Source organism: Flavobacterium oncorhynchi, from assembly GCF_002217355.1.
Classification (GTDB): Bacteria; Bacteroidota; Bacteroidia; order Flavobacteriales; family Flavobacteriaceae; genus Flavobacterium; species Flavobacterium oncorhynchi.
The window spans coordinates 21,615-30,686 of sequence record NZ_MUHA01000037.1; the positions used below are offsets into that span (position 1 = coordinate 21,615).

Annotated in this window: 7 protein-coding genes; 2 read left to right on the forward strand and 5 right to left on the reverse strand. The window is 33.8% G+C overall.

The window, feature by feature from the left end:
• Positions 1-241 precede the first annotated feature (241 nt).
• From B0A75_RS19930 to B0A75_RS19950, 5 genes are all read right to left on the reverse strand, one after another.
• Positions 242-1,597, reverse strand: coding sequence for a sigma-54-dependent transcriptional regulator (locus B0A75_RS19930; RefSeq protein WP_089056022.1), 1,356 nt, complete (start codon positions 1,595-1,597; stop codon positions 242-244).
• 299 nt (positions 1,598-1,896) lie between these two features.
• Complete coding sequence (locus B0A75_RS19935; protein WP_089056023.1) at positions 1,897-5,436, reverse strand: ABC transporter permease/M1 family aminopeptidase; 3,540 nt, start codon at positions 5,434-5,436, stop codon at positions 1,897-1,899.
• A 4-nt stretch (positions 5,437-5,440) separates the two neighbouring features.
• Positions 5,441-6,325: an ABC transporter ATP-binding protein gene (locus tag B0A75_RS19940; protein WP_089056029.1), complete on the reverse strand. Its 885-nt coding sequence runs from the start codon at positions 6,323-6,325 to the stop codon at positions 5,441-5,443.
• A gap of 115 nt (positions 6,326-6,440) precedes the next feature.
• Entirely contained in the window at positions 6,441-6,647 is a 207-nt protein-coding gene (locus B0A75_RS19945) for a helix-turn-helix domain-containing protein (protein ID WP_012024053.1), read from the reverse strand.
• Between the two features lie 2 nt (positions 6,648-6,649).
• The gene (locus B0A75_RS19950) at positions 6,650-7,165 is read right to left on the reverse strand and encodes a DUF2975 domain-containing protein (protein WP_089056024.1); all 516 of its coding nucleotides are present in this window, start codon (positions 7,163-7,165) and stop codon (positions 6,650-6,652) included.
• Between the two features lie 174 nt (positions 7,166-7,339).
• On the opposite strand from B0A75_RS19950, the gene B0A75_RS19955 reads away from it, so the two are divergent.
• Both B0A75_RS19955 and B0A75_RS20575 read left to right on the forward strand, forming a co-directional pair.
• Entirely contained in the window at positions 7,340-8,356 is a 1,017-nt protein-coding gene (locus tag B0A75_RS19955) for an LLM class flavin-dependent oxidoreductase (protein ID WP_089056025.1), read from the forward strand.
• 359 nt (positions 8,357-8,715) lie between these two features.
• On the forward strand, positions 8,716-8,922 hold the full coding sequence (locus B0A75_RS20575) for a hypothetical protein (RefSeq protein WP_089056026.1): 207 nt from the start codon (positions 8,716-8,718) through the stop codon (positions 8,920-8,922).
• Positions 8,923-9,072: the final 150 nt, after the last annotated feature.

Below are 9,072 nucleotides of genomic sequence, written 5' to 3' on the forward strand. Positions count from 1 at the left end.
CTCGTTTTGATATGTATTTTTAAACTTCGAAGAAGTGGAATATTTATAGAACATTACAAATTCATATTTATCAGAGCCCCAGCGGGGTGGTATTTTTATGGATTGTGTAGGTTTCGTTCCGCTGGAGCTTTTTATTTTAATGGCAATGGGATAATCTATAAATATTGCGCTTCTCCGAAGCTTTGAAAATTGATATTTATATTTATATTTATATTGACATTGCCATTGGAATTTGGAATTTTTAAATTTTGGAATTTTCTATCCCATATTCTTCAATTTTTCGATACAAAGTCGCAATCCCAATTTCTAATAATCGTGCTGTTTCAGCTTTATTTCCTTTTGTATAGTTTAAAACTTTTTGAATATGAAGCTTTTCAACACTTTGCATTGAGAAAGCTGACATTGGTTTTGAATTTTTTTCTGCTTGATGCTGCATCTCATAAGGCAGAACATCTGAAGTTAAAGTATCTCCATTACTCAAAATAACCGATCTCTCGATAATATTTTTAAGTTCGCGGATATTTCCAGGCCAAGAATAATTTTCTAGCTTCTGCAGGAAATCATCTGCAATGTGTAATGTTTTTTTATTCGTTTTTTCAGAAAACTGTTTAACGAAGTAATGAGCCAATACGGGAATATCTTTAATTCTTTCTCTTAAAGAAGGAAGCTTAATTTCGAAAATATTTAAACGGAAATACAAATCAGAACGAAAACGATGTTCATCACTTTCTGTTTTTAGATCTCGGTTTGTAGCAGCAATTAATCTAAAGTTTGATTTTTTTGAGGTAGTATCACCAACAGGAATATATTCGCTGGTTTCTAAAACCCTTAATAATTTAGCCTGAAGGTCAATTGGCATTTCACCAATTTCGTCTAGAAATAAAGTACCGCCGTTTGCCTCTTCAATAAAACCTTTTTTATCTTTTAAAGCTCCTGTAAAAGCTCCTTGTTTGTGACCGAATAATTCGCTTTCCAGAATTTCTTTGCTGAAAGTACTGCAGTTTAAAGCCACAAATGATTTTCCTGCTCGATTACTGTTTTCATGAATAGCCTGTGCAAAAACTTCTTTCCCAGTTCCAGTTTCACCTGTAAGTAAAACAGTCGAATCTGTTTTTGCTACTTTTTGTGCCAAATCAATTACCTGTTCAAGACCTTTTGATTTTCCAATGATAGTTTTAAATGAATATTTATCATTGATTCGTTTTTCAAGCTGCTGCACTTTTTTTTGCAAATGCACTTTTTCGACGGCTTTGTAAAGAAGCGGAATAATTTTATCGTTATCATCTCCTTTTACAATATAATCAAAAGCGCCATTTTTCATCGCCTGAACTCCATCTGGAATATTTCCAAAGGCCGTTAATAGAATAACTTCTGTCAATGGGAAATTTCCTTTTATGTTTTGAAGAAAATCGACACCATTTCCGTCAGGAAGTTTAACATCACACAAAACGACATCAATTTCGGTTTGTTCGAGTTTCTTAAAACCTGATTTTAAATCTTTGGCTTCAAAAACTTCAAATCCTTCCGATTTTATAATACGCGCCAGCAGACTTCTTAGTTTTTCTTCGTCGTCTATAATTAAAATTTTGTGTGTCATTTGCAGATAAGCTAAAACTAAATTGGTATTTTGATGTACAAATTTAGGTTTTAAATCAGTTCTCTTTTTTGATTCAGAGGAAATTATTTTTTGCCGCGAATTCAAGAATTTCTCTAATTCCTATTTTTTGACTGGTTTTTATTTCAAACATAGCCCGTGGTTTCAACCACATACACAATATATAATTACACCCAATTCGTAACGTTTCCCGCAGTTGAAACTGCGAGCTATATTTTGAGCATTTGCGAAAAACTAAAATTAAAAATTCGTGGAAATTTGTGGAATTCGTGGCAAAAAATCTAATCAATTTCTTTCTCGTTGTCCTTAATAAAAGTATCAATATTCATTAAATACGGATCAATCACAATGCGTTGAGGTTTTGTTTTCAGTTTGATTTTACCTTCAAATTTATTGTTTTTGATAGCGAAAGGATAACGAAATAGTTTTCCGTTTTCATCATAAATTCCAATATCAATTGTAGCATCGTTTGCAATTGGTTGTCGTTCTCCCGTTGCATTTTCTCTAAATTTTTCAGAAACCGCTTTAAAAGAAACTTCATAAAAACCATTCTTTCTACTACTTGCAACCGATTCTATTTTTGACGAATACGTAATAATCTGCTTAAACATTTCATCTAATTTAGAATACAGTTTTTTATCTGTCACCCCATAAATTTCCTTTAATAAACTCTCAGAATCAGGAAACGGATTTGGATATTTATTATGATTCAGAAAATTTTTCAAAGCCAGATTTACTTTTTCTTCTCCAATTAAAACCCAAAGCTGATGCATCACCAGCATTCCTTTATCATAAGGTAAATGTGGAGTTTCGTAATTCGTTTTATACAAAGGTGTTTCTGGATCATAACTTCGACTGCTCAAATATAAATCGAGATGAATTTTTAAAGTTTCGAGCGCTTTTTCCAAACTATGTTCTTTTTCATAAAGCATCAATTCCGTGTATTGCGCCAAAGTTTCGGTCAAAATCCAACTTCCTTCTTTTTGTTCTGGATTGATCTGGGAATTTCCCCACCATTCATGTGACAATTCATGCGCCGTTAATTGATTAATTACATCTTCCTTGTCCTTGTTGTTGAGGTTGCTATAAAATCCGAAATTCTCTTTCATAAAAACCGTCGACGGATAAGAAGTTGCAGCAAATCCATCGGCGAAAGCGGAAATTTCGGCATAACGAATCGTTTTATACGGATATTTACCGAAATTAGTTTGGCAGTAATCTAAAGTGTTTTTTACATCCTGAATTAGTTTTTTGATGTTTCTGGAATGTCTTTTATCATAAAAAACTTCAATCGAAATGCCTTTATAATTCGTTTTTTGAATTTGATATTCCGCAGAAGAAAAAGCAAATCGAAACGGAATCTTGCCATTAGATTTATAATGAAAATAATTGCGGTTGTATTTTGTCCAATTCCCAATTAAATCTCCAACACCAATCGCCGTTTGATTTTTAGAAGTCGAAACTACAGCATCATAATCAACAAAATCATATCTAATTTCCGATTTGTCTTCTAGCTTTTTAAGAGGTGTCTGTGGTTTCAAATGCCTTTTTGCACGCTCTTTTTTACTGCTGATTTCATTCGATTCCTGATAACCAAAAAGCGGAAAGTAACGGCTTATGCGCATAAACGATCCATTTTCAATTATAGAATTAAAAGCAGTGTGTCCTTTAAATGGTGACCACGACGACTCAAAAGAAAAACTCATTTTCATTTTCTGCTGAGGCTGTAAAGGTTTTTCCAATCGATACCAATAATGTTGAAATGCCGAGACATCATCCAGATTTTTAGAATTCGGAATTTCAACAGAAGTTAGTTTCGAATTTCGATCTATATATAGGAGTAAACTATCAATAGGTTTTTCAGAATTATTGATCAATTCATAAGTGCCTTTTACTTCATAACGATTTTCCTCAGGAAACAAATCGACTTTACTTTTTACAGAAACGATCGTAGGCTGAGGCAGTTTAGTATATTTTTTAAATTGATTTTCATATTTCTCGCTCCAGTTATTTTGATCTTCTTCAGTCAAATACGGATATTCGATATTGGTTTTATAAAAAAGATAACTTCCAAAACCAATAAAAAGAATAATTCCCAAGGAGAAAGTTGCTTTCTGAAAGGCATTAAATGAATTTCTTCGAAAAGTTTTTAGGATTGAAGCATTTCTTTTCCATAAAATTCCAGTCAAAGTAAGAAGCAGTAAAGCCAATCCGAAATTGTACAACATCGAAATATGAAACGGAAAGGTGTATTTTCCGAAACCATTCAAATCAAAATATTCTCTTTTAAAAGCATCTCCAAATCGCAGTAAAGGATGCGAAATTCCCAATTGTTCTCCAATTCCGGTGCAAAATAGAAGACATATAAAAGAAGCAACGGAAAGTCCGATATATTTGTTTTTAATAAAAGTCTGAATCGCAATTACCAAAATTGAGATCAACAACAACGGAAAACCGAGATAATAAAACAAAGAAAGATAAAGACCAATTTCGATTGGAGCATTTGCATTCGCAATCTGAAAGGCGCATCCAATCAAAATACTAATGCTGATAATGATTAACGGAATAATAAAAAGTGCCGTCAATTTCGAAAGTAAAACTACAAATTGAGAATACGGTGCAGTATTTTCCAGCATTTCAAATCTCGAATTTTCGCTTCGGTTTACTAATTCACTGCTGTAAAAAAGGAGAATTAGAATCAGAATAAATGGCAAACGATCCACTATCGTGGAAATCATCAAAGCCGTATCCGTAATTTTTTCGGCTAATCGGATTCCGCCGTCAATTTCATCCGAAATTTCAATTGCCAATAATCCCGAAAACAAAAGAACAATCAATAAAAACGGAATTCCTTTTAGAACTAAAAAAATATCCAGCTTGATATTGCTTTTAAAAACACCAAAATTATGTTTGAAAGTTTTGAATTCGATGTTTTTTGGAATTTCCGAAGAAAAGACTTTCGCTTCTTTTGAAAAATTTTTTGAGGTTTTTATCTTTTTAGTTTTCGTTTTTCGGAAGGAAAACAATCGATACGAAACAAAAAGTAAAAGTATCGCAACAGAAAACCACAGCATTCTGTTGAAAAGAAAGTTACCGGAAAGCGAAACCAATTCGGTGTTTTTTTCAATTGCAGTCCAATATCTTGTTTGTTCTAAAAACGCTCCCAAACCAAACGGATCTATTTTTGCGGACAAAGACATGGCTTTCGCCGAAGAAGGAGAAGCATTTGCAAAGATCGGCGAATTAGAAAAAATCGAACCCGCAATATATAAGATGTAGATTAATAAACCGCCAACATAAATAAAGAGTTTACTTCTAGTAATCCAGGCCAAAGCCGTCAATATGGAAAGGCACAGGAAAATATTCGGAATCACAATAACAAAATACGGCCAGAGATAATTTATAATTTCAAAAGGACCAATCTCGCTTTTAGAAAGCCACGACATTTGATGCCCAACGATCATTCCAACGATAAACATTCCAAAAGAAACTACGGCGATTATAAATGCGGTAATAAATTTTGGAGCCAAATAATGGAACTGAGAAATAGGAGAGGAGAAAATAATCGAATCAAATTTCGTTTCATATTCCTTTAAGAAACTCTGTGCAACCTGAAGTGTAATCGAAAATATCGTCATCAGTGAAATGAGACCAATCGCATAAGTCAATACGTACGGACTATTTTTGTAAGAACCCGAAAAAGAGAAGTTCGCAAAAGCACTCACAAAAAATCCTAAAACCAAATAAATGATAAACGTGGCATAAAAAGTCCAGCTTCTGGTATTGTTATGCCATTCAAATTGAATTAATTTAGAAAGCATAACCTTAATTTTTAAATTGATTTTGAGCTAAAACACTAAAATAAACATCGCTTAAATCGGGCGAGATCAATTCGAAACCAGAATCTGGCCTTTCATCTGAAAAAACATGAATATTGATTTTCCCTGAATTTAAGTTGGACGAAATAATATTAAAATTCGATTGATGGTCCTTAAGTTCTGTTTTCTGAATCGCCTTCATCCAGATTTTATCTTTCAAAGAATCGATCGCTTCGTTTGGCTTTCCTTCCAAAATCAATTTTCCGTTAGAAATAATGGCCATTTTAGGACATAAATCACGAACGTCTTCTACAATATGAGTCGATAGAACTACAATAATGCTTTCGCCAATTTCACTCAGCAAATTATTAAATCGGTTTCTTTCCTCCGGATCAAGCCCCGCAGTAGGTTCATCCACAATAATAATCTTCGGATTTCCAAGTAAAGCTTGAGCAATTCCAAAGCGCTGACGCATACCGCCGGAAAAAGAATGAACCGCTTTGTCTTTGTGTTCCAATAAATTCGTCTGCTGTAATAAATATAAAATTTGATCGTGACGTTCCTTTTTATTAACGATTCCTTTTAAAACCGCCAAATGATCGAGCAGGTGATAAGCAGAAATTTTAGGATAAACGCCAAATTCCTGTGGCAGATAACCCAAATTTTGCCTGATAAACATTGGATTTTCCAGAATATTAATTCCGTTAAATTCAATAATTCCCGAAGTCGGTTCCTGCAAAGCGGCAATAGTTCGCATTAAAGTCGATTTTCCAGCGCCGTTTGGTCCGAGTAAACCAAACATTCCGTTTGTAATTTCAAGCGATAATTGGTCAATCGCTTTTGTGCCGTTCTCATACGTTTTGCTGAGATTTTGGATTGATAAACTGTTCATTTTTTGATTGATTTTGATGATTGAATTAAAATGTGATTTGAAAAATTTAGGCAATAGAATACCCGTCGGCTTCAAAAACCGATTTATTAAGAGTGAAATAAGATTTAAAAGAAAGCTATTCTGCTACATATTCTAAAATATCGCCAGGTTGACAATCCAATATTTTACAAATAGCTTCGAGAGTATCAAACCGAATTCCTTTTGCTTTTCCAGTTTTTAGAATCGATAAATTGGCAGGCGTGATATCTAGTTTTTCTGCCAACTCTTTACTCTGCATCTTGCGTTTAGCAAGCATTACATCAACATTTACAATTATTGGCATAGTTATATAAATAAGTCTTGTTCGTTCTGAAGGTTTAAACCTTGTTTAAAAATGGCCGCTAAAAAGTAAGCAAAAACACCAAGCATTCCGTGTAATAGAATAAAAATTGAGACTTCATTATCCAGCGGAACAAAAAAGAAAGCCACAAATAGTACAATACTTGGGATTAATAAATTGGATAAATAGAAACGTCTTAAATGAGAAATTCCATTTTGAGTAAACAGTTTAGGTTGAAAAAATACTTTAAAAACATTACTGCTCAATAAAAAGAAAAGCCCATACAAACTCAGTGGAGCCAAAAAATCAAAAAGAATATACGGAAGATTGTAATCCCCTAACATTAATGGATGAGAAGTAAAAGGATAGCAAACCTGAAAATATTTTCCGTTGTCCTTAAAAGTCAAAAACAACCCTGTTACCAAAGTAAAAAGAGAATATGCGGCCAAAAAGAAATAAACCACAGCCAAAAATCGGGTAAAGTAAAATAATATTCTAGATACAATATGAGTTGTCTTCATATACTTAAAAGTTAGATTGATATTGCAAATGTATAATTAATTATCGTAAAACAATAATTAATTATTGAAAAATACTTATTTTAAACCTTTTGAGAATATTATAATTCTATTAACATTAGAAAACAAAAGGCATCCATATAAATGCGTTAATTTTGCATATTAGCATTTTTTTATATGAAAAAACCGATTTCAGTCTCATTATTAGAGCTCGCTATCATTACTCAGGATAGCAATGCCACAGAAACATTTCAAAAAACAAAAGACATAGCACAATTAGCAGATACTTTAGGATACAAGCGATTTTGGCTTGCAGAACATCACAATATAGCACATGTTGCAAGTACAGCAACAGTGGTTTTAATTGGTTATGTTGCAAGTCATACCAAAAATATCCGAGTTGGTTCTGGCGGAATTATGCTTCCGAATCATTCTCCTTTAGTAGTTGCCGAACAATTTGGAACCCTGGAAACACTTTATCCAAACCGAATCGATTTAGGTTTAGGAAGGGCGCCTGGAACAGACCAGCCAACCGCTGAAGCAATTCGTAAAGACTTTTTTGAGCAGGCTCAGCGTTTTCCGCAAAACGTAAGCAAACTTCAAGAGTATTTTTCAAGTGAAAATGAAACAGGAAAAGTGCGTGCATTCCCAGCCGAAGGCTTAAAAGTCCCAATTTGGATTTTAGGATCAAGTATGGATAGTGCAGCTTTAGCAGCAGCTTATGGCTTGCCTTATGCTTTTGCTGGACACTTTGCACCAAAGTTGATGATCCAAGCATTTGAATTTTACCGCGAAAATTTCCAGCCTTCAGAATATTTAGACAAACCAAAAACAATGGCTTGTGTTAATATCATTGCAGCAGACACAAACGAAGAAGCAGAACTATTGTCTACAAGTTTGTATCAAATGTTTCTGAACCTAATTAGAAACGACCGTAAAGGTTTACAGCCGCCGGTTCCATCATTAGATGATATAATGAATGAACAAGAACGTTTCCATGTGAATCAAATGACAGCTGGGACCTTCACAGGAAGCAAAGAACAATTAATAACCGATTTGAAAAAGTTCATTGACTATGCAAGAATAGACGAACTAATGGTAACAAGTCCAATCTTTGATCATCAGGCAAAACTAAAAAGCATTCAAATCACAAAAGAAGCAATCGACGGCCTAAACGAAAGTATACATATATAAGTATACTAGATATAAGAGTAGATTTCATTCCCACAACCCGACAGGTTTTTCTAAAACCAGTCGGGTTTGTTTTTTATACATATATATGTAACATTATAATTGTGTTCCAATTTTCCGTAGAGGCGCGCATCAGTGCGTCTACGTTACGTATAAAACGCAGAAATCTAATTCACGAATACTATAATATATAGTAATGTCCGGCAGAGCGAGGTCGAAGCTCTTTTTAAGTTTAGAATTTTAATAAGGAGCTTCATCCCGCTATCCGTTGCAATCTTTTTACGGCGAACCCCGCCGCAAAAAGGATTTCCACTGCTATCGGGGCTAGGGGATGAGTTTTCAGAAGAAAATTTCCGAATGAAATGACACTTCCAGAAGAAAAAGAAGTAAAAGACAGCACCTCTGCACCTCTGCGAGATAAAAAAAGCATAGAAAAAAGAAGACTTTGCGTCTTAGTGCCTTCGCGGCAGAACCAGACAAAGCGTAGCAAAACAGCTAAAAACGCCAATGCCTCCAAAACGATGAAAAAAATTTTGCCTTGTAAAAATCAAGATACCAGTAACTTATAAAAAAGATTAAAAAAACTTGGGAAAAAGGCTTGTTTAACTGAATAAAGGTGGTACTTTTGCACCCGCAACAGCGATAAACGTTCACCGAAATACTGACAAGAAGGCTAATTAAAGAGAAAAGAAATTTTCAAAAAAAGATTAGAAAAAGCT